Source organism: Nocardia sp. IFM 10818 (genome assembly GCF_054655275.1).
Genome location: NZ_BAAHJH010000001.1, coordinates 2,124,298 through 2,144,562 on the forward strand (window position 1 = coordinate 2,124,298; position 20,265 = coordinate 2,144,562).

The window sequence follows — 20,265 nt, forward strand, 5'->3', positions numbered from 1 at the left end:
GCAGACGGCTGTCTTGTTAGGAAATCCCTTGATGCTCACCGTGACCCGCGTCGTCCACGCCAGCGTCCTGCTCGACTTCGGCGGAGCCCGCATCCTCACCGACCCCTGGTTCTCCGAAACCCGGTTCTACCGCCACGGCGAACCCCGCGCCATCACCAACGCTGCCGATTTGCCGGAACTCGCGGGCATCGTCATCAGCCACGGCCACTACGACCACTGCGATCTCGACAACCTGGTCGGATATCCGGACAAGGCCGTGCCTTTCGCGGTCGTGCCCGGCCTGGCCAAGAAGGTCCGCGCCGCCGGGTTCACCAATGCCGTCGAACTCGCCCCCTGGCAGTCGACGCGCCTGGGCCCGGTCGAGGTGATCGCCGCCCCCGCCAGCCACGGCGTCCCGGAGGTGACCTTCGTGCTGCGCGCCGACGGCCACACCGCCTACTTCGGCGCGGACACCCTCCGCATCGACGAACTCGACGAAATCGCCGGTCGTTTCCCGGATTTGGACCTCGCCCTGCTACCCGTCAACGGCCTGCGCATCCGGCCCGCCTTCAATCACAAGGTGGTCATGGACGCCGAGGAGGCCGCCGATCTCACCCGCGTCCTGCATCCCCGGATCGCGGTGCCCATCCACTACGCCTTCTCCAGCGGGCCGCTCGGCGACCGCATCATCACCAAGGGCGATCGCCAGGGCGCGGACCTCTTCCGCGAGGCCGCCGCCGATCGCGTCCCGGACACCGCCGTGCACATTCTCCCGACCGGGCAGCCGCTCACGCTGTAGGCCGCCGCGTATCCCACCGGATGCGCATTGGTTGCGGTGCCGTCAAGATCGCGCGGAATCGCCTGCCCGGACGGACAATAGGGGTCCGGGGACGAATGGGTGTCCCAAGGGGGTGCAGGAGGCCACGATGCCCGAGAAGTTCCCGTCACCTGCGGGGTGGACGCCGCCGGGTACGCAGTTCACCAGCAAGGGAACGATTTCCCGGACCGTGATCGGCACCGTGGCGGGCCTGCTCGTCACGCCCTTCGGCATCGCGCTCGCGGCCCAGGGCGCGGCCGAGATGCGGCAGTGGGTGATCCTGGGCGAGTTCGCCGATCGCGCGGGCTCGACCCTGCAACTGTTGTTCGGCGCCGCGCTGTTCCTGCTGGTCGCGGCGCTGGCCGCGTACTCACCGGCCGCCACCGTCACCGCGGGTCTCGTCTGGGGCGTGCTGCCGGGCCTGATCCACTTGATCTTCCCCAATGACACCTTCGGGCTGATCAACGATCTACCCGGGCTGTCCGATGAGCTCCATGTGGCTCTCTACCAGTGGCTGCAAACGGGATTCGCGCTGATCGTCGGATTCCTCCTGATCGGCGCAGGTGTGGCTGCCACGTTCCGCCGTCGGTGAACCTGGCGGCAGGGGTGTGGGCCGAACCCCACACCCCTGCGGTCTCACCCCTTCACGCAGAGCACCTGCCGCAGCGTCGCCACCACATCCACCAGATCCGCCTGTGCCGCGATGACCTGATCGATGTCCTTGTACGCCGCCGGAATCTCGTCCACGACCCCGGCGTCCTTGCGCGACTCCACGCCCTCGGTCTGCGCGATGAGATCCGCGACGGTGAACTGCCGCTTGGCCGCATTCCGGCTCATCCGCCGCCCCGCACCGTGCGACGCGGACTGGAACGACTCGGGATTCCCTTTGCCTCGCACCACGTACGACCGCGTACCCATGGAGCCGGGGATGAGGGCCAGATCGCCCTTGCCCGCCCGGACCGCGCCCTTACGGGTCACCAGCATGGGAATGCCGTCGATGATCTCCTCCGCCACATAGTTGTGGTGGCAAGAGATCGAATCGTCGAAACTCACGGCTACACCGGCGAATTCGTCACGCACCGCCTTGCAGACCAGTGCCAGCATGACGGCCCTGTTCCGGGCCGCGTACTCCTGGGCCCAGGTCAGATCGCGCCGGTAAGCATCCATTTCCGGCGTCCCGGAAAGGAATACCGCCAGATCCCGATCCGGCAGATCCTGGTTGTGCGGCAGCGCCCGCGCCACGGACATGTGCCGCTCGGCGAGTTCCTTGCCGATATTGCGGCTTCCGGAGTGCAGCAGAATCCACACCCGCTGCTCTGAATCCAGACAAAGCTCACAAAAGTGATTTCCCCCGCCTAGGGTTCCCATCTGCTTGTGGGCCTTGGATTCCCGCGCGTGCACGGCCGGATCCAGCGCATCGAAGCCCTTCCAGAATCGGTCCCACCCCGCACGCAATGTGGTCCCGGCGGCGCGCTGCCCGTGGAGCTCCGCATTCAACCGGTTCACGTTCACCGGATCGTCGTGCGCGGCGAAGCCGACCGGCACCAACGCCTCGATGCGCGACCGCAGCGAATGCAGATCGTCCGGCAGATCGCTCGCCGTCAGCGAGGTCCGCACCGCCTCCATGCCGCACCCGATGTCCACGCCGACGGCCGCCGGCGACACCGCATTCGGCATGGCGATCACGGATCCGACGGTGGCCCCCTTGCCGAGGTGCACATCCGGCATCACCCGTACGCCGTGCACCCACTCGAGATTCGCGATATTCCGCAGCTGTTGCAGCGCGGCCGCCTCGACCTCGTGCTCGTGGGCCCACATGAGCGTCTGCGCGCGCGTACCGCGCAGCTCGACGGGAAACATCGGATCGTCCTTTCGTTCAACTGCCACCCACCGTAGGTGCACGTCCCGTCGGCGTGCACCCGATTATCGGGCCGCCGGACTCAGGGTTCGACGAAGTCGGCGGCGAGGGAGCAGAGTTTCCAGGCGCCGTCGCGGCGGACCATGGTGCCGGTGTAGTCGATGTCCTTGAAGTAGTGGCGGTACTTCTCGGGGACATTGCTGAAGGCTTCGTGGAAGACGAAGGTGGCGGAGTCCGGGTCGGTCTGGGTGACGCCGGTGATGGTGTTGGTGAAGCCCGCCGTTTTGACCTCGGGGCCGAGGTGTTTGTCGTAGTGGGGGGTGTAGCGGAGCACGATTTCGTCTATGGCGTCGGCGTTCTCGGGGCAGACCAGGGAGCGGAAGCCTTCCCAGTCGCGGGCATTGGAGGTGGCGGCCACGGCGCGGGTGGCGTGCACCAGGTCCGGGTCGAGGGTGGTGGGGTCGCCCGGATCGACGGCTTTGTCGGGCGCGTTGAAGACGATCGGCGGCTGGAAGGGTTCGAAGCCGGCGGCGGTGAGGTGGGCGGCCATGGCGCGGCGCCAGGAGCCGTCGTCGATCATCATGCGGATGGCGGCGGTGATGCGGCCCTGCAGATCGATATCGCCCTTGCGGACGCCGACGCCGTAGCGCTCACGGGTGAAGGGGTGCCCGACCACGCGCAGCACGCCCGGATGCTCCTGGGCGTACCCGGCCAGAATGACGTCGTCGGTGGTGACGGCGTCGACGGTGCCCTCGATGAGGTCGGCGACGCATTGGGCGTAGGTGTCGCGCATGGCGAGTTTGACGCCGCGGGCGAAGCTGCGGCGGATCTTGTCGGCGGAGGTGGAGCCCTCGGCGGTGCAGACCACGCGGCCGTTGAGGTCCTCGGGGCGGTCGATGGCGCGTTCGCTCTGGCGCACCAGCAGGTCCTGGCCGGCGATGAGGTAGGGGCCGGCGAAGGAGACCAGCTGCTGGCGGGCGGCGGTAATGGAGTAGGAGGCCACGACGAAATCGACTGCGCCGGAGTTCAACAGGTCCTCGCGCAGCTCGGAGCGCGCCTCCCGCCAGATGATGTGCTCGGGTTGCACGCCCAGCTTGCCGGCGATGTAGACGGCGGTGTCCACGTCGAAGCCCGCGGGTTTGCCGTCGGGTCCGCGCATGGACAGGCCGGGTTGGTCGAATTTGATGCCCACGGTCAGGGTCTGCGGTGGCGGCTGCTGGGGGTGCGGGCCGGATGACGGGTCCTGGCCGCAGGCGGCCGGTAACAGACCGGCGGTGAGGACGGCGGCGAGGATCGCACGCTTCATCGAATCTGATCTCCTGTCGTCGAAACGCGGCGGATCGATCGGGACGAGCGCGGGGCTGAGATGGGCGATTGCCGCAATCTGTCAGCACACTGGGTGCATCAAAGCATTCGAGCGACCGAAACATGTGGAGATCGCGGAACTGCGTGGCGATTCGCTGATCTTGCCCGGTCCTTCGCAATTTTTCAGCGATCGGTTCTCGTACTTTGCGGTCTGTGACGAGATCGGCTGCCGGTTCACGTGCCAATAGTTAGTGCATTAATTATTATGGCGCTAACGGTGAGAGGAGGACCCGGTGGAGTTGGATCTCGACGACCCGCTGCGGCTGGACCGGCAGGTGTGCTTCGCGCTGGCCGTGGCCAATCGGGCGGTGCTGGCGGTCTACCGGCCGCTGCTGGAACCGATGGGGCTGACCCATCCGCAATATCTGGTGATGCTGGCGCTGTGGGGTGAGGCGCCGATGTCGGTCAAGGACATCGGGGAGGCGATTCAGCTGGATTCGCCGACGCTGTCGCCGCTGCTGAAGCGGCTCGAATCCGCCGGGCTCATTACGCGGCGGCGAGACAGCCACGACGAGCGGAATCTGGTGATCGATCTGACCGCTGCGGGGCGGGCGCTGCGCGCCGAGGCGGAGCGGATTCCGCCCGCGGTGGTCGAGCGGCTCGGGGTGAGCCTGGCGGATCTGGAGGAGTTGCGCGACGTGCTCACCCGCGTCAACGACGCCGCCCGGCGGTCGGCGCCGGAAAGCGGGAAGGGAAATCGGAAATGAAGCGCCCCAACCCGATTCAGTGGATCGGCTATTCGTGCGGAATGCGGCTGCCGGACTCCATGCAGGAGTGGGTGCGCAATGACCTGACCGGGAGGTTCGCCTTCCCGCGGCATCTGGTGCGCGGGCTGGTGCCGCTGACGCCGATCTTCGCGGCCTTCCTGCTGTTCCCGGGCGAGCTGTGGCTGCGCGGCGCCATGATCCTGCTGGCCGTGCTGCTCGCGCTGTTCTACATCGTCGCCTATATGCCGATGAACCGCGCGCACCGGCTCGCCAAGCACGGCCTGCCCGCCGATCTGGAGAATCCGGCCCGCGCCACCCGGCGGGCGGCCGAGCGCGCCGCGTACGAGGCGCGCTACCAGCGCTGACCTATTCGGCGTTCGCGGTGCAGGCCGAGGCGATGACCGTGGCCGCGCGCGGGCTGGCGCTGCCCAGGTCCGGGAAGGCTGGGGCGCTCTGGCCCAGGCTCGCGACCGCGATCTGCTCGGCCTCCTCGCGCGATCCGGCGTCGGCCCAGCCCCACTTGCCGTCGGCGCCGCGGGCGATGGCGCCGCAGCCGTCGCTGAAGTGCAGCACGATATCGCAGTCGTAGCTGGCGCAGTCCCGGATGGCGGCCGCGTCCGCGCCGACCTTCGAATCATCGGTGGTGACGACGGCGGAGCCCTTGAGCTGCGACATTGCGATGGTGCCGTAGTACCGCGGGGCGGCCTGTGCGAGTCCGGCGGTGGCCAGGGCGCCCGCGGCGGTCAGGGCCGCGGTAATGGTGGTGATGCGTGCTACCGACAAGAGAATCCCCGGTGTTTCAAAGCGGATGAACGATAGCGATGCTACAGCGCCTTGCGCAGCGCGGTGAAGGCGGAAGTGTTGGCGCGCTGGGTTTCCCGCAGGTGGAAGGCCATGGACATGAAGCCGTGGATGGTGCCTTTCCAGCGGTGGATCTCGGTGTTCACGCCGGCGTCGCGCAGCCGTCGCCCGTACGCCTCGCCCTCGTCGCGCAGCGGATCGAATTCGGCGGTGGCGATATAGGCGGGCGGGAGCCCAGTGAGGTCCGCGATCAGGGGATTGGCCCGGGGATCGGTGTGATCGGCCGCCGAGTTCAGGTACTGCCGCCAATACCAGCGCAGATGCGCGGCCGTGGTGAAGTAGCCCTCGGCATTCTCGGTGTAGGAGCCGGAGTCGCAGGCCGGATCCAGCATGGGATACAGCAGCAGCTGGAAGGCGATATCCGGCCCGCCGTTGTCGCGGGCCTGCAGGGCGGCGACGGTGGCGAGATTGCCGCCCGCGCTGTCGCCGGCGACGGCGAGACGGGCCGGATCGCCGCCCAGGGATTCGGCATGGTCGGCCACCCAGCGCAGGACGGCGTAGGCGTCCTGCGCGGCCGCCGGGAAGCGGGCGTCCGGGGCGAGGCGGTAGTCCACCGAGACCACGATGACGCCCGCCTCATTGGCCATGGTGCGGCAGAAGCGGTCGTGGCTGTCCAGGCTGCACAGCACGAATCCGCCGCCGTGATAGAAGACGACGACCGCCGGGCCGGGCTCGGCGGCGAGGGGCCGGTAGAGCCGCACCGGCACCTCGGGCGCGCCGACCGGGCCGGGCACCAGCCATTCCTCCACGCCCGCAACGGGAATGGGTTCGACGGCGGGTGCGCGGCGCGCGGCCAGGAAGGCCCGGGCTTCGGCGGCGTCGAGCACCTCGGTGCCCAGCGCCGGGAAGGCGGCGGTGGCGGCGTCGGCGAAGGCCCGCCATTCGGGAGACAGGGACATCTCGAGATCCTCACTGGCCGTTCGTTATCGGTTGCCTGCCGCGCGGGTCACATGCCGCGCGGAATGAACTTGCCCGCCGCGAGACCGCCGTCGACGGCGACCTCCGCGCCGGTGATGTAGGCCGCCGCGTCGGAGGCCAGGAAGGCGACCAGTTCGGCGACCTCCTCCGGCAGGCCGGTGCGCTCCAGCGGCAGGGTGGGGAAGCTGCCCGGTCCGGTGGTCAGGTACGGCACCATCGGGGTGGCGATGGGGCCCGGATACACGGAGTTGACGCGGATCTGGGACAGGCCCAGTTCCAGTGCGGCGACCTTGCTCAGGCCGCGCAGGCCCCATTTGGAGGAGCCGTAGGCGGAGTGGTTCATCAGGCCCTCGAGGCCGGACTGCGAGGAGATATTGACGATGGCGCCGCCGCCCGCCGCGATCATGGCCGGGACCGCCGCCTTGATGCCGTTGAAGGCGCCGACCAGGTTCACCTTCAGAATGCGTTCCAGCTCTTCGGAATCGGTGTCCATGAGCGATTTCATGGTGTAGATGGCGGCATTGTTGACCAGCACGTCGAGCTTGCCGTAGGTCGAGACGGCGGTGCCGACGGCGGCGGCCCAGCTGTCGGTGTCGGTGACATCGTGGCGGACGAAACGGGCTGCGTCGCCGAGTGATTCGGCCAGCTCCTTGCCCTCGGGCTCCAGCACGTCGGTGATGACCACCTTGGCTCCGCGCTCGACGAACAGTCGCGCCTCGGCCGCGCCCTGTCCGCGGGCGGCGCCGGTGATCAGGGCGACTTTGCCGGTCAGATCAGCCATTTCGATTCCTTCTCCTTGTTGTTGCGGAAGTGCGGGATGACCTTCTCGCCCCATTGGCGGATGGTCTCCAGGCACGCGTCCTGCGGCACGGTGCCCATCTGAATGAGGCACAGGATCTCGTCGGCCCCGGCCTCCCGGAGCCGCTCGACATAGGCGATGGCGTCGTCGGCGGTGCCGTAGGCGTGCTCGGCATTGAAGATGGCGGTGGAGCCGGACTTCACCGGGATCTTGGCCTCGTGCAGGTAGGCGACGTGTTCCTCGGCGGCCTGCCTGATCTTGGCGACCTCGTCCACGGCGGGGTCGACGGCCTCGTCGGGGAGGGGGCCCGCGCCGTAGTAGTGCTTGATGGACTGGGCGAAGAACCGCTGGCCGCGCGCGCCGATCTGCTGGGCGCGCTCGCGATCGTCGAGCACGATGGTCGGGCACAGGGCCGCGAAATGATCGTTGACGACGGTGGAGACGAACCGCTCGCCCGTGCGGGCCGCGATGGCCGCGTCGTAGATGCCGCGCAGTTCCGCGATCTCCTCGATGCCCGCGAAACCCAGGACCAGCGCGCCGATTCCGTACTCGGCGGCCAGCTTCAGCGTGTCCTTCTTGGTGCACGCCAGGAACAGCGGCGGATGCGGGCGCTGAATCGGACGGGGCAGCAGGTGATGCGGACCGATATCCAAAAGCTCACCGTGGTACTCGAATTCGCCCTCCTGGTGCTGCCAGGCGGCGCCGATCATGCGCAGTGACTCCTCGACCTCCTGGTAGGTGCGGTCGGGATCGACTCCGCACATGGAGGTTTCGACGGCGGTGGCGCCGCGGCCCGCGCCCAGGTTCAGGCGGCCGCCGGAGAGCACGTCGAGCATGGCCGCGCGTTCGGCGGTGCGCACCGGGTGATTGAAGTTGAACGGCATGCAGACCACGCCGTGGCCGATGCGGATGCGCTCGGTCTTGGCGGCCACCCAGGTCAGGAAGATTTCGGGAGCGCTCATATGGGCGTAGTACTCGAGCCCGTGGTGCTCGACCGCCCACACCGCGTCGAAGCCGACCTCGTCGGCCAGGATCGCCTGTTCCACACAGTCGCGCAGCACCTGGGCCTCGTGTTCGGGGGTCGGGTCGGCCATCTGCGCTTCGAAGATCATGGAGAACTTCATCGGGACTCCTCGCTATGCCTAACCGGAATAGTTCAGGACTCATAGCCTCAGGTCATTCGGATGTCTCAGTGGCCGGGACCACACCTGCCCGGCATCGACCGGCCGGACTTAGCGTCGGTTCGAACGCTGAGAAAGGACGGGAACCTGTGGGACAGCTGGACGGGAAAGTCGCGCTGATCACCGGCGGTGCGCGGGGTATGGGAGCGGAGCATGTGCGGCGCTTCCTGGCCGCGGGCGCGCAGGTGGTGTTCGGCGATGTGCTCGACGAGGAGGGCAAGGCCCTCGCGGCCGAGCTCGGTGCGTCCGTTCACTATGTGCACCACGATGTGACCAGCGAAAGTGACTGGGCAGCAGCGGTTTCCGAGGCCACCAGCCGCTTCGGCCGACTCGATGCGCTGGTCAACAATGCGGGCATTCTGCGTTTCACGCGCATCCTCGAGATGAGCCTGGACGAATGGAACACCATGCAGGCCATCAATGTGACGGGCGCGTTCCTCGGCATCAAGACCGCCGCGCCCGCCCTGATCGCCGCCGGCGGGGGTTCCATCGTCAACGTGTCCTCGGTGGAGGGTTTCGTCGGCGCCGCCGGGCTGTCCGCGTACAGCGCGAGCAAATTCGCGCTGCGCGGGCTCACCAAGTCCGCCGCCCGGGAGCTGGGGCATTCGGGTATCCGGGTGAACTCCATTCATCCCGGCGGCATCGCCACGCCCATGACCGCGTCCGTGGCGGGCGCGTCCGGGGTCGACGGCGACAGTTTCTTCTCCGAACTGCCCATTCCGCGCTGGGGCAAGCCGGTCGAGGTGTCCGAGGTGGCGCTGTTCCTGGCATCGGACGCCTCGAGCTACTGCACCGGCGGCGAATTCGTCGTCGACGGCGGCATGCTCACCGGTTGCGGCTATTAGAGGACTGTCATGGAATTCGAATTCGACGTCGTGGTCGTGGGTTCCGGCGCCGCGGGCATGACCGCCGCGCTGACCGCCGCCTATCGCGGGCTGTCGGTGACCCTGATCGAGAAGAGCCGGTCGTTCGGCGGCTCCACCGCGCGCTCCGGCGGCGGCATCTGGGTGCCGAACAATCCGGTGCTGCGGGCCGCGGGCGTGCCGGACAGCCCGACCATGGCGCGCACCTATTTGAAAGCCGTTGTCGGCGACCGGGTTCCGGAGGCGAAACAGCGGGCGTTCCTGGACAACGGCCCGGCGATGTTCGACTACCTCGGGGCTCGCTCGAAGTACTGGGAGTTCGAGTACGACCGCGGCTATTCCGATTACCATCCGGAATTCCCGGGCGGTCTGGCGCAGGGGCGCAGTATCGAGCCCAAGGTGATCGACGGGCGGCTGCTGGGCGGTGATCTGCACAAGATCAATCAGCCGACCATGTCCGCGCCCAAGGGCATCGCCATCACGGTCAGCGACTTCCACGATCTGAACATGATCGCGCGCACCTGGGCCGGTAAGAAGACCGCCATGAAGGTCGGCGCGCGCACCGCGCTGGCCCTCGCCAAGGGCGCGCTCCCATTGAGCCTGGGCAAGGCCCTGGCCGCCCGGCTGTGGCTGTCACTGCGGGACGCGGGCGTGCCGGTGTGGCTGAATACGCCTCTCACGGAACTGATTACCGAGGGTGGCGCGGTCGTCGGCATTCACGCCGAGCACGAGGGCCGCCCGGTCGTCATCAGGGCGCGCCGCGGCGTGGTGCTCGCAGCCGGCGGCTTCGAGCACAACCTGGAGATGCGCAAGCAATACATTCCCGGCCCGCAGTCCACCGAGTGGACCGTCGGTGCGGCCGAGAATGTCGGCGAAGGCATTGTCGCGGGCCAGCAGGCCGGTGGCGCGGTCGATCTCATGGACGATGCCTGGTGGGGCCCGTCGGTGCGCAGTCCGGAGAACCGGCCGCCGTTCTTCTGCCTGGCCGAGCGTTCGCAGCCCGGCGCCATTCTGGTCAATGATCTCGGCGAGCGCTTCGTCAACGAGTCCGCGCCGTATGTGAACGTGGTGCACAAGATGTACGAGCAGCAGGCGGCCGGGATCGGCTGTATTCCCGCGCATTTCATCTTCGATCAGAACTTCCGCGACCGATACCTGTTCCTGGGCAATTTCCCCAAACGCCCACTGCCACAGGCGTACTACGACAAGGGCATCGTCAAGCAGGCGGACACGCTGGCCGAACTGGCCGCCGAACTGGGTATTCCGGCCGACAAGCTCATCGCGACGGTCGAGCGCTTCAATGTGTTCGCCGCGGCCGGTCGCGACGAGGACTTCCAGCGCGGCGACTCCGCCTACGACCGGTACTACGGCGATCCGACGGTCAAGCCCAATCCGACCCTCGCACCGCTCGAGCGCGGCCCGTTCTACGCGGTCGAGATGGTCCCCGGCGACCTCGGCACCAAGGGCGGACTGGTGACCGACGAGTATTCCCGCGTACTCGACGAACAGGGCGATCCCATCGCGGGTCTCTATGCGGCGGGCAATAATTCGGCCGCCGTCATGGGCAACGACTACGCCGGCGCGGGTGCGACCATCGGGCCCGCCATGGTGTTCGGCTATATCGCCGCCAATCATCTCGCGGATCTGGACGAGGCTCCGGCCGCGCCCGCGGCTCCGACCAAACGGACAGCCCGGCGCACCGCGTCGCGGACCGGCAATGCGGCGCCGAACTAGGAGGCGGACATGGGACGAGTGAGCGGTAAGAACGTCATCGTCACCGGCGGTGCGCGGGGGATGGGCGCGGCCTTCGCCCGCAGGCTGGCGGCCGAGGGGGCCACGGTGGTCATCACCGATGTGCTCACCGAGGCGGGCGCCGCGCTGGCCGCCGCGCTGGACGAGCGCGCCCTGTTCCTGCCCCTGGATGTGACCGACGAGGCGGCCTGGAACGATGTGGTCGCTCGGGCGGAAGCGGCGTTCGGGCCGGTCTCGGGCCTGGTCAACAATGCGGGCATCGTGCACGTGGACCCGATCGAGAAGCTCTCGGAGGCGGACTACCGCAAGGTCATCGACGTCAATCAGGTCGGTGTTTTCCTGGGTATGAAGGCCGTGGTCGGCTCCATGCGCCGGGCGGGGGTCGGTTCGATCGTGAACATCTCCTCGACCGGGGGCCTGATCGGCTACTCCAACATCCTCGGGTACGTGGCGTCCAAGTGGGCGGTGCGCGGGATGTCGAAGACGGCGGCGCAGGAGTTCGCTCCGGACAATATCCGGGTCAACTCGGTGCATCCGGGCATTGTCGCCACCGAGATGGTCGCCGCCTCCGAGCGTTCCGCGAATATCGCTGCGCACCAGCCTATTTCCCGGCCGGGCACGCCCGAGGAGCTCGCCGATCTGGTGCTGTTCCTCATTTCCGACGAATCCTCCTACAGCACCGGTTCGGAATTCATTGCCGACGGCGGCTTCACCACCCAGTAATTCAGCTGCGAGACAAGGAAATCGGCAATGAAGGACTTCAACGGCAAGGTCGCCGTGATCACCGGTGCGGGCGCGGGCATCGGCCGCGCCCTGGCCATCGAGCTCGCCCGCAATGGCGCGCAGCTGGCGCTGTCGGGCCGCAATCTCGACAGCGTCGCCGAGACGGCCGCGCTGTGTGAGAAGGAGGGCGCGCAGGCGCGGGCCTACCGGCTCGACGTCACCGATCGCGCCGCAGTGCACGCCCACGCCGCCGAGGTGGTTTCCGACTTCGGCAAGGTCAATATCGTCATCAACAATGCCGGCGTCTCGCTGACCGCCAATATCGAGGACGTCAGCTGGGAGGACTTCGAGTGGATCTTCGATATCAACTTCTGGGGCACCGCGCACGGCACCAAGGCGTTCCTGCCGCATGTCATCGCCTCCGGTGACGGGCATATCGCCAATGTCTCGTCCATGTTCGGCCTGGTGGCCTGCCCGAGCCAGAGCGGTTACAGCTCGTCGAAGTTCGCCATGCGCGCCTTCACCGACGCACTGCGCCAGGAGATGATCATCGCGGGCCACAATGTGGGCGTCTCCAGCGTGCACCCCGGCATGATCAAGACCGAGATCGCTTGGAAGGCAAGGGCATCGGCCAACCGCGACCGCGACGCGCTGGCCAGCAATTTCGACCGGCTGGCCAAGACCAGCCCGGAGAAGTGCGCGCAGACCATCCTCAACGGCATCCGGAAGAACAAGCCGCTCATCCTCATCGGCCAGGACGCCCGGGCCATGAACTGGATGCAGCGCCTGCTCGGCTCCGGCTACATGAAGCCGCTGACCGCGCAGATGCGCAAGGAGATCTGAGCCCGCCGACGTCCTCGGCCGCTGACCGCGAACGGCGGCCGAGGGCCGCGAAGCCCCGCAATCGTGCTGGGTGCTTAGCTGGACGCGTGAACACCGGGAACCGGTGGCGGCATCGGCCGAGAGGCCACCGCCACCAGTTCCCGGTCGGTGCTATTTCAGATCGCGGAGTTCGGCTTTGACGACCTTGCCGCCGGCATTGCGGGGGAGTATGTCGGTGAAGATGACGTCGCGGGGGACCTTGTAGCCGGCCAGGCGGGTGCGCGACCACTCGATAATGGCGGCGGCGTCCACGGTGTCGGGGCGCTCCGGGACCACGATGGCGCGGCCGACCTCGCCGAGGCGGTCGTCGGGGACGCCGATCACCGCGACGTCGCGGATGTCCGGATGCTGCAACAGGACTCGCTCGATCTCGGCGGGATAGGCATTGAAGCCGCCGACGATGAACATGTCCTTGAGGCGGTCGGTGATGCGCAGATACCCGTCCTCGTCGAGGCGGCCGATATCACCGGTGTGCAGGAAGCCCTCGGCGTCGATGGCCGCCGCGGTGGCGTTCGGATCGTCGAGGTAGCCGAGCATGACATTCGGTCCGCGGACGATGATTTCGCCGGGCTCCCCGGGCGGCACGTCGGCGCCGGTGCTGTCCACGATCCGGAGTTCGGTGTCCGGCAGGGCTTTTCCCACGGTGCCCGCCACCAGGTCGGCGGGCGCGTCCGGCGGGCAGACGGTGACCACGCCGACGGATTCGGTCAGGCCGTAGGCGGTGAAGACGTAGGGGACGCCCAGCTCCTCGCGCACGCGTTCGACCAGTTCGGTGGGAATCGTGGCGCCGCCGGTGCCGGCCAGCCGCAGCGATCCGAGCAGGTAGTCCTGGAGCGGGGCGTGCAGGAGGTCGCTGAAAAGCGTTGGGGGACCGGCCAGCACGGTGATGCGTTCGTTCTCGATGAGTTGCAGTGCCGCGATGGGGTCGAAGCGCTCCACGGGCACCATGGTGGCGGCGCGCAGCAGGGAGGCGACGATGCCGGCCTTGTAGCCGAAGGTGTGTGAGAACGGAGCCACCAGCAGGTACCGGTCGCGCGGCCGCAGCGTGACGGCATCGGACCAGCGGGCGAAGACCTCCAGCGTCTGGCGGTGGGTGGCCAGCACCCCCTTCGGCGCGCCGGTGGTGCCGGAGGTGAACAGAATGTCGGACACCGCATCGGGATCCACCGCGGCGGCGCGCTCCTGGGCGGCTTCGGGCGGAATCACCGTGCCGGGAGCCAGGAATCCGGCCCACGAACTGGTGTCCCAGTGGGCCGAGCTGGCGCCCAGGGCATCGTCGAGCAGGATGAGGTGTTCGAGATCGGGCAGCGGTACACCGGATTCGGCGAGCATGCCCGGATAGTCGGCGCCGAGGAACTCCTGCACCGTGCACACCGCCTTGGCGCGGCTGCGGGCCAGGATATCGGCGGCTTCGGGCCCGCGTAGCCGGGTGCTCATCGGTACCAGCGTGGCGCCGGCGGCGAGCATGCCGAGCGCGGTGAGAATCCACCGAATGCTGTTGGGCGCCCACAGGCCCACGCGGTCGCCGGGCTCGATGCCGGACGCCATCGCGGCCCGCGCCACCTCCCCGGTCTGCTCGGCCAGTTCGGCGTAGGTCAGCCGCCCCGCCGGACCCGCGATCGCCACCGCACCCGGATAGCGCCGCGCGCGCTCGCCCACCAGGGCCGGAATGGTCGAGACCGGGGCCGGGGTGGAAAGGCCGCCGATGGACGCCGCGTACCGCCGATCCATGCGCCCATCCTGCCCCACCCCACCACCCGCGATCCCCATTTTCCCCGTGCCATCCCGCTGACCGGGCGTGCCGTGTTTTGTTTTCGCACTCGGGCGTGCTGCCGAAGGGTTGCGGGAGTGGCGGGACGCGGGGATTCCGCTGATCGGGATGCGGGTTGGGGGCGGGGGCGGTCACGCGGCACGCTCGAATCAATGTTGCCGAATCCACGACATCGAAGGAGTGACATGACCGCGGGAGCCGAGCTGGCGCAGCGACCCGGCACTGTGACGGGGAGCGCGGATTCCGGGGCAGCGGTGCACGTCGCCGAACTCGACGGCCGGTGCGCGCTGTCGCGGGAGCAGATCGGCGGGAAGGCGTGGAGCATCGATCACATGCGGGCGCTCGGGCTGCCGGTGCCGCCGGCCTTCGTGATCACCACCGCTGCCTGGGCCGATTACACGCGGCGCGGGGTCGTCTCGGAGGAGATCTGGGCGCAGGTGCGCGCGGGCGTCGCCGTGCTCGAAAGGGGGACCGGGCGGCGGTTCGGGTCGGCGCAACGGCCGCTGCTGATCTCGGTGCGATCCGGATCGGCGATCAGCATGCCCGGCATGATGGACACCGTCCTCAACCTCGGCATGACCGACGCCGTGCAGCGGGCGCTCGCGGATGAGACCCGGAATGTGTTCTACGCCGACGACACTCGGCAGCGGTTCGTGCACCAGTACCGGGAGACCGTGCTGGGGGACCCGAACGGCGCGGTGCCCGCGGATCCGTGGGGGCAGCTGCGCGGGGCGATCGAGGCGGTGTTCCGGTCGTGGGATTCGGCGCGCGCCAAGACGTATCGGCGCAATCGCGGGGTGCCGGACACGCTCGGCACGGCGGTGACGGTGCAGGCCATGGTTTTCGGCAATCTCGATGAATTGTCCGGCACCGGTGTGCTTTTCAGCCGGAATCCGAATACCGGCGATGGTCCGGTCTACGGTGAATGGCTGGTCGGCGGCCAGGGCGAGGACGTGGTGTCCGGCCGGTTGACCCCGCGGCCGCTGGACGAGCTGGCCGCTACCCAGCCCGAGGTGCACGAGCGATTGATCGCCGCCACCCGGCTGCTGGAACGCGATGGGCGCGACCTGCAGGACATCGAGTTCACCGTGGAATCCGGAACGCTGTGGATGCTGCAATCGCGCCCGGCCAAGCGGTCGGCGCGGGCGGCGGTGCGCACGGCGGTGGCCATGGTGGCGGAAGGACTGATCGGACCCGCGGAGGCGCTCGCGCGGGTGACCGCCGACCAGGTGTGCGAGGTATTGCGCCCGGCCTCCGGTGACACCGAGGGGCGGGAATCGCTGGCGCGCGGTGAATCGGCCTGTCCCGGACTGGCTTCCGGCGTGGTCGTCACCGATCCCGATGAGGCGGAGGCGCGCGCCGAGGCCGGGGAGGATGTGGTGCTGGTGCGGCCCACGACCAGCCCGGACGATCTGCACGGCATGATCGCCGCGCGGGCCGTCGTCACCGAACTGGGCGGCACCACCTCGCATGCCGCGCTGGTCAGCCGGGAGCTCGGCAGGCCCTGTGTGGTCGGCTGCGGGCCGGGTGTGGTCGCCGCACTGATCGGTAGAACCGTCACCGTCGACGGCGGCGCCGGACTGGTGCTGGCCGGTGAGGTCACCGCCAAACCGGTCGAGCAGGTCGTGCTCGACGATGTGCGGCAGCTGGCCGCGTGGGCCGGTGTGGACCCCGCGGCGCTGGCCGCCTGGCTGGAGGAGCGCGCGGCCGCCCCGGAAAGTCCTGAGCAGGACGAGGTTTCCGCGGATCTGCCCGTGACCGAGCTGGATATCCTGCGCCTGGTCGGCATCAAGGGGCGGGTGAACGCCGATAATCTGGCCGCCAGCCTGTCCGCCGAGGCGGCCGATATCGCCGCTCGCTGTGCGGATCTGGTGACCTCCGGCTTGTGCGCGAGCACTCCCGCGGGCTTCCGTCTCACGCCGCAGGGCCGCCCTCGCCTCGAGCAGCTGCTCACCGCGGAGCGCGCCACCGTCGACGCGGCCGCCATGACCGCCGCCTACGACGAGTTCTGCGTCTTCAACGCCGATCTCAAGGTGATCATCACCGACTGGCAGATGAAGGACCCGGCCACCGTCAACGACCACGCCGACGCCGGCTACGACGCCGCGGTCCTGGCCCGCCTCACCGCGACCCATCGGCGCCTGCGCCCGCTGGTCGCGCGCCTGGGCGAGATCGCTCCCCGCCTGGTCCGCTACCTCGATCGCCTGGATCGCGCGGTGGAGCGCATTGCCGAAGGTGACCACACCTACGTGGCCCGCCCCATCATGGACAGCTATCACACGGTGTGGTTCGAACTGCACGAGGACCTGATCGGCCTGTGCGGCCTCACCCGCGCCGACGAGGCGGCGGCCGGTCGTGCCCACTGATCCGATGGTCTCCGACGCCGCGCCCTCGGATTCCCCGCATGCTCCATCCGAACCGGGGCGCCGCTGGGTCGAGTTCGCCCAGATCGACAATGTGCGGGATTTGGGCGGGCTCCCCGTCCGCGACGGCGGCACAACACGTTTCGGCGTGGTGTTCCGCTCCAGCACCTTGCAGCAGGCCACCGCGGCGGACCTGAGCCGTCTGACCGGGACGCTCGGCCTGCGCACCGTCATCGACCTGCGGCTGCCCGACGAGGTGGAACGGGAGGGCTACGGCCTGATCGCCGGGGCGGATGTGCGCATCGCGAACCTGCCGATCCGCAAGTCGCCGCAGTCCTCGCTTGCCGCACGGGATCTCGTTCCCGATAGGACCCGCGTGAACCTGACCGAGCTCTACGGGCAGCTGCTGGCGGGCAGTGGTGCGCACATCGTCGAATCGGTGCGGCTCATCATCGACCCGGCTCGTCGCTCGGTGCTGTTCCACTGTGCCGCAGGCAAAGACCGCACCGGGGTGCTCGCCGCGGTCCTGCTGGACGCCGTCGGCGTGCGCCCGGAGGCGATCGCCCACGACTACGCCCAGACCAATGAGCGCATGCACCGGGTCCGGGAACGCCTCGATGCCCTCGCCTCCTACCAGGGCCTGCCGCCCGCGAATACCGGGATCCTGGCCGTCACGCCCGACGTCATGCTCGGCTTCCTGGAGAACCTGCACGCCGAACACGGCGGCGCCGCGAAATGGCTGCTCGCCAACGGTCTTTCCGAGACCGACCTGGAGCTGCTCCGCCGCGCCCTGGTCCAGTCCGCACCGCCACCGCTCCAGTAGCGTTGGCGCGATGCTGGTGTCACATATCGAGGAGATAGTCGGCGGCAAGCTCGCGTGGACCGAAGTGGATCTGCTCGATATCGACGACAGTTCCGCGCGGCCCATCCGGGATGCGCTGGAGGAATTCGGGATCCGGGTCAACTACCACCCCATCGGCCAGCCCCGGCATGTGACCGCCGTCCTGGGCGGCACGCGCCCGGTCGCGCCCTATGTGATCCTCTGCTGCCACGGCGAGGCCGGCCGGATCCTGCTGCCCGAACTCGGCGCGGAGATCGCCGCCGAGCAGCCGTTCAACGGCACGATGGGGCCCAAGCGGGTGCGCAAGCATCTGCATCTGCCGGGCAGCGCGGTGATCTCCACCGGTTGCGAGACCGGCAAACCCGCACTCGCGCAGGCTTTTCTGGACGCGGGCGCGTCCGCCTACTTCGCTCCCGCCAAGATGCCCGACGGGCACAGCGCGTTCTTCGCCGTGCTCCAGCTGTTCTACGAGCTCACCGCCGGACGCGATCTGCGGCAGGCGGCGCATCGGGTGCGCGCCTACGACGACGAATTCGACATGTGGGAACTCCGGGAGCGCTGACGAATCCGGATAAGCTCGAGTCGACCATCCGATTCCGTGCTCGGCCCGTCACCAGGAGGATTCCCGATGCTCGCAGCGTTCTCGATCACCCCCATCGGCGTCGGCGAGGATGTCGGCGAGCAGGTGGCCGTCGCCGTGCGCGTGATTCGCGAGAGCGGCCTGCCCAATCGCACCTCGGCCAGCTTCACCGAGATCGAGGGCGAATGGGACGAGGTCTTCGCCGTCATCAAGAAGGCCACCGACGCGGTGATGGCCGAGGCCGGGCGCTGCAGCATCTCGATCAAGGCCGACGTCCGTCCCGGCCACGACGCCATGCTCACCTCCAAGCTGGAATCGGTGGAGCGCCATCTGGCGCGCTGACCGCGGTCAGCGCCGATCGATGAGGATCTTGCCGTCCTCGTCCGGGACGATCACCGGGAGCAACTGCTCGGCCTCGGCGCGCACGGCGGCTTCATCGGTGTCGGAGAGCGGATGCCACGGCGTGATCCGGATGGTCGAGCCGTCGAGATCCCAACGGCCGTGGGTGAATCCGTCCACCAGATAGGTGGGCACACCCGCGGACGCGATCTTGGTGATGCGGGCGCGATCCGCATCGCTGATGATGCGGCGGCGATCGCGGTGCCCGAGGGTGACATTGTCGAACGCGGGCAGGAAGCGCACGGGCACAGCGAGATCGCCGTCGGCGATCGGGGCGTCGAGGACATCGAAGAGTTCCGCACCCTCGTCATTGTGGAAGACGCGCAGCTGCGGGCGCAGCCGATGCACCACCTCGGCCAGCCGGGTGACGCCCGACCAGGCCTGGATATCGGCGACCGTCGCCGGGCCGAAGGCGGTCAGATAGCGCAGCACCAGCGTGTCCGGATCGGGGACCGTATGAACCGGATCCCCGATCCACTCGTGCGCGAGGGCGACCCCGACATAGCGATTCCGCCAGCCGCCCCAGGCGCCGGCCTCGGCATCGTTGACCAGGGGGATCATTGCGGTGAGCGCCTGCGCGAGCCGCCCCGGATGCGGGGAGTCCGGGAAGCGCTCGCCCAGCATCCGCCCCAGGTCGCGGCGCAGCAGCATGCGCCCGGTGAGCAGTTCGGTTCCGGCGGCGGCCAATTCGCCGAGGTCGATCCCGCCGAGCGCCTCCTGGAAATAGGCGGCCTTCAGGTTCGCCGCGACGAACGGCGCGACCGTCGGGTGCAGCCACCGGAAGTCCGCGGCGGCGGCCAGATGGACGGTGCGCCGAATCATGGTGGACCGCACCACGGTTCGATCCCGCAACAGCGCCTCGAGGTCATCGTGGCGGAACCCGGCGAGCCGGGTCCACAGCCCGACGTAGGGCCAATTCGGCTCTTGCCCCTGCACCGCGACGAGATGCCGGACGAGGTCGGCCACGGGCATATCGACGCGCTCGGTCAGCATCTGGCGAAGGAGGAGGGTCCGGTTCAGCGTGCGCAGCGACAAGGTCGTCATAGCACCATGGTCGCCGCTGTATAGGACAGTTCCTGTCCTACTTTCTCCGCTGCGTCGATGTCAGCCCGCTGTCAGTCCGGTGTCAGCCGCGCCCGCGACAGTGTGTCCATGACAACGATCACCCTGTCCGACCGGGACAAGAGCACCATCCGCACCGCCGCCTACGGCGCGGTCTCCCTGCTGGCCGCCGCCGGCGCACCCCACAAAGGCGTCTCCCGAGCCTCCATCGCCCTGACCTCGTCCACCGGCCTGGTGGGCCATGTCCTCGCCGCCAAGTCCAGGGACATTCACCTCCCCGGCAGAACCGTGGCCGACCTCGCCGACCACGTCCTCCCCGCGCTCACGGCCGCCATGACCATCCTCGCCACCCACTCTCCCGCCGAAGCGGACAACTTCCGCACCACCGTCCTGATCGCCCTCGAATCCGCCACCCAGCCGCACAAGCGCCACCCCGGCCCCGTGCTCACCGCCATGGTCAACAAGATCACCGAGGCCCTCGGTCCCGCGTGACCGCGTCGGTAGGAGCCGAGACGCAGCAGCAGGCGGGTGTAGGCATCGGGGC

General features: G+C 68.6%; 21 protein-coding genes. 13 read left to right on the forward strand and 8 right to left on the reverse strand.

The window, feature by feature from the left end:
* Window positions 1-31 precede the first annotated feature (31 nt).
* Together ACYQ5L_RS09480 and ACYQ5L_RS09485 are read left to right on the forward strand one after the other, a co-directional pair.
* On the forward strand, window positions 32-778 hold the full coding sequence (locus ACYQ5L_RS09480) for an MBL fold metallo-hydrolase (RefSeq protein WP_459957001.1): 747 nt from the start codon (window positions 32-34) through the stop codon (window positions 776-778).
* 127 nt (window positions 779-905) lie between these two features.
* Window positions 906-1,388 carry a hypothetical protein gene (locus ACYQ5L_RS09485; protein ID WP_459957002.1) on the forward strand — a complete coding sequence of 161 codons (483 nt, stop codon included), beginning with the start codon at window positions 906-908 and terminating at the stop codon, window positions 1,386-1,388.
* A 44-nt stretch (window positions 1,389-1,432) separates the two neighbouring features.
* Here the strand turns inward: ACYQ5L_RS09485 and ACYQ5L_RS09490 are convergent, their stop codons facing one another.
* Together ACYQ5L_RS09490 and ACYQ5L_RS09495 are read right to left on the reverse strand one after the other, a co-directional pair.
* Complete coding sequence (locus ACYQ5L_RS09490; protein WP_459957003.1) at window positions 1,433-2,656, reverse strand: RtcB family protein; 1,224 nt, start codon at window positions 2,654-2,656, stop codon at window positions 1,433-1,435.
* Between the two features lie 80 nt (window positions 2,657-2,736).
* Window positions 2,737-3,960, reverse strand: a complete 1,224-nt coding sequence (locus tag ACYQ5L_RS09495; RefSeq protein WP_459957004.1) for a glutamate ABC transporter substrate-binding protein — start codon at window positions 3,958-3,960, stop codon at window positions 2,737-2,739.
* Between the two features lie 298 nt (window positions 3,961-4,258).
* On the opposite strand from ACYQ5L_RS09495, the gene ACYQ5L_RS09500 reads away from it, so the two are divergent.
* On the forward strand, window positions 4,259-4,726 hold the full coding sequence (locus tag ACYQ5L_RS09500) for a MarR family winged helix-turn-helix transcriptional regulator (protein ID WP_459963375.1): 468 nt from the start codon (window positions 4,259-4,261) through the stop codon (window positions 4,724-4,726).
* Window positions 4,723-5,091 carry a DUF5313 family protein gene (locus ACYQ5L_RS09505; RefSeq protein ID WP_459957005.1) on the forward strand — a complete coding sequence of 123 codons (369 nt, stop codon included), beginning with the start codon at window positions 4,723-4,725 and terminating at the stop codon, window positions 5,089-5,091. Before ACYQ5L_RS09500 ends, ACYQ5L_RS09505 begins: the two co-directional genes overlap by 4 nt.
* 1 nt (window position 5,092) lies before the next feature.
* Here ACYQ5L_RS09505 and ACYQ5L_RS09510 read toward each other — a convergent pair whose 3' ends face one another.
* From ACYQ5L_RS09510 to ACYQ5L_RS09525, 4 genes are read right to left on the reverse strand one after another with little or no spacing between them, the layout of a single operon-like run.
* On the reverse strand, window positions 5,093-5,509 hold the full coding sequence (locus ACYQ5L_RS09510; RefSeq protein WP_459957006.1) for a DUF4189 domain-containing protein: 417 nt from the start codon (window positions 5,507-5,509) through the stop codon (window positions 5,093-5,095).
* A gap of 41 nt (window positions 5,510-5,550) precedes the next feature.
* Window positions 5,551-6,486: an alpha/beta hydrolase gene (locus tag ACYQ5L_RS09515; protein ID WP_459957007.1), complete on the reverse strand. Its 936-nt coding sequence runs from the start codon at window positions 6,484-6,486 to the stop codon at window positions 5,551-5,553.
* 47 nt (window positions 6,487-6,533) lie between these two features.
* Entirely contained in the window at window positions 6,534-7,286 is a 753-nt protein-coding gene (locus ACYQ5L_RS09520; protein ID WP_459957008.1) for a glucose 1-dehydrogenase, read from the reverse strand.
* Window positions 7,274-8,428, reverse strand: a complete 1,155-nt coding sequence (locus ACYQ5L_RS09525; RefSeq protein WP_459957009.1) for an LLM class flavin-dependent oxidoreductase — start codon at window positions 8,426-8,428, stop codon at window positions 7,274-7,276. Before ACYQ5L_RS09525 ends, ACYQ5L_RS09520 begins: the two co-directional genes overlap by 13 nt.
* Window positions 8,429-8,574: 146 nt before the next feature.
* On the opposite strand from ACYQ5L_RS09525, the gene ACYQ5L_RS09530 reads away from it, so the two are divergent.
* The 4 genes from ACYQ5L_RS09530 to ACYQ5L_RS09545 are packed head-to-tail and all read left to right on the forward strand — an operon-like array spanning window position 8,575 to window position 12,666.
* The gene (locus ACYQ5L_RS09530) at window positions 8,575-9,330 is read left to right on the forward strand and encodes a glucose 1-dehydrogenase (RefSeq protein ID WP_459957010.1); all 756 of its coding nucleotides are present in this window, start codon (window positions 8,575-8,577) and stop codon (window positions 9,328-9,330) included.
* Between the two features lie 9 nt (window positions 9,331-9,339).
* Window positions 9,340-11,082 carry a 3-oxosteroid 1-dehydrogenase gene (gene kstD / locus ACYQ5L_RS09535; protein ID WP_459957011.1) on the forward strand — a complete coding sequence of 581 codons (1,743 nt, stop codon included), beginning with the start codon at window positions 9,340-9,342 and terminating at the stop codon, window positions 11,080-11,082.
* 9 nt (window positions 11,083-11,091) lie between these two features.
* Window positions 11,092-11,823, forward strand: coding sequence for an SDR family NAD(P)-dependent oxidoreductase (locus tag ACYQ5L_RS09540; protein WP_459957012.1), 732 nt, complete (start codon window positions 11,092-11,094; stop codon window positions 11,821-11,823).
* Window positions 11,824-11,850: 27 nt separating this feature from the next.
* A complete protein-coding gene (locus ACYQ5L_RS09545) occupies window positions 11,851-12,666 on the forward strand; it encodes an SDR family NAD(P)-dependent oxidoreductase (RefSeq protein WP_459957013.1) in 816 nt (271 codons plus the stop codon).
* Between the two features lie 150 nt (window positions 12,667-12,816).
* On the opposite strand, the gene ACYQ5L_RS09550 is transcribed toward ACYQ5L_RS09545, so the two are convergent.
* On the reverse strand, window positions 12,817-14,436 hold the full coding sequence (locus tag ACYQ5L_RS09550) for a FadD3 family acyl-CoA ligase (protein ID WP_459957014.1): 1,620 nt from the start codon (window positions 14,434-14,436) through the stop codon (window positions 12,817-12,819).
* Between the two features lie 225 nt (window positions 14,437-14,661).
* On the opposite strand from ACYQ5L_RS09550, the gene ACYQ5L_RS09555 reads away from it, so the two are divergent.
* The 4 genes from ACYQ5L_RS09555 to ACYQ5L_RS09570 all read left to right on the forward strand — a co-directional run bounded on the left by ACYQ5L_RS09555 (window position 14,662) and on the right by ACYQ5L_RS09570 (window position 18,602).
* Window positions 14,662-16,842 (forward strand): pyruvate, phosphate dikinase, encoded by a 2,181-nt coding sequence (locus ACYQ5L_RS09555; protein ID WP_459957015.1) that lies wholly within the window; start codon window positions 14,662-14,664, stop codon window positions 16,840-16,842.
* A complete protein-coding gene (locus ACYQ5L_RS09560; RefSeq protein ID WP_459957016.1) occupies window positions 16,832-17,662 on the forward strand; it encodes a tyrosine-protein phosphatase in 831 nt (276 codons plus the stop codon). Before ACYQ5L_RS09555 ends, ACYQ5L_RS09560 begins: the two co-directional genes overlap by 11 nt.
* 10 nt (window positions 17,663-17,672) lie before the next feature.
* Complete coding sequence (locus tag ACYQ5L_RS09565; RefSeq protein WP_459957017.1) at window positions 17,673-18,242, forward strand: hypothetical protein; 570 nt, start codon at window positions 17,673-17,675, stop codon at window positions 18,240-18,242.
* 66 nt (window positions 18,243-18,308) lie between these two features.
* Window positions 18,309-18,602, forward strand: coding sequence for an MTH1187 family thiamine-binding protein (locus ACYQ5L_RS09570; protein WP_459957018.1), 294 nt, complete (start codon window positions 18,309-18,311; stop codon window positions 18,600-18,602).
* A 6-nt stretch (window positions 18,603-18,608) separates the two neighbouring features.
* On the opposite strand, the gene ACYQ5L_RS09575 is transcribed toward ACYQ5L_RS09570, so the two are convergent.
* Window positions 18,609-19,703 carry a winged helix DNA-binding domain-containing protein gene (locus tag ACYQ5L_RS09575; protein WP_459957019.1) on the reverse strand — a complete coding sequence of 365 codons (1,095 nt, stop codon included), beginning with the start codon at window positions 19,701-19,703 and terminating at the stop codon, window positions 18,609-18,611.
* A gap of 108 nt (window positions 19,704-19,811) precedes the next feature.
* On the opposite strand from ACYQ5L_RS09575, the gene ACYQ5L_RS09580 reads away from it, so the two are divergent.
* Window positions 19,812-20,213, forward strand: coding sequence for a hypothetical protein (locus ACYQ5L_RS09580; RefSeq protein ID WP_459957020.1), 402 nt, complete (start codon window positions 19,812-19,814; stop codon window positions 20,211-20,213).
* The last annotated feature ends 52 nt before the right edge of the window (window positions 20,214-20,265 follow it).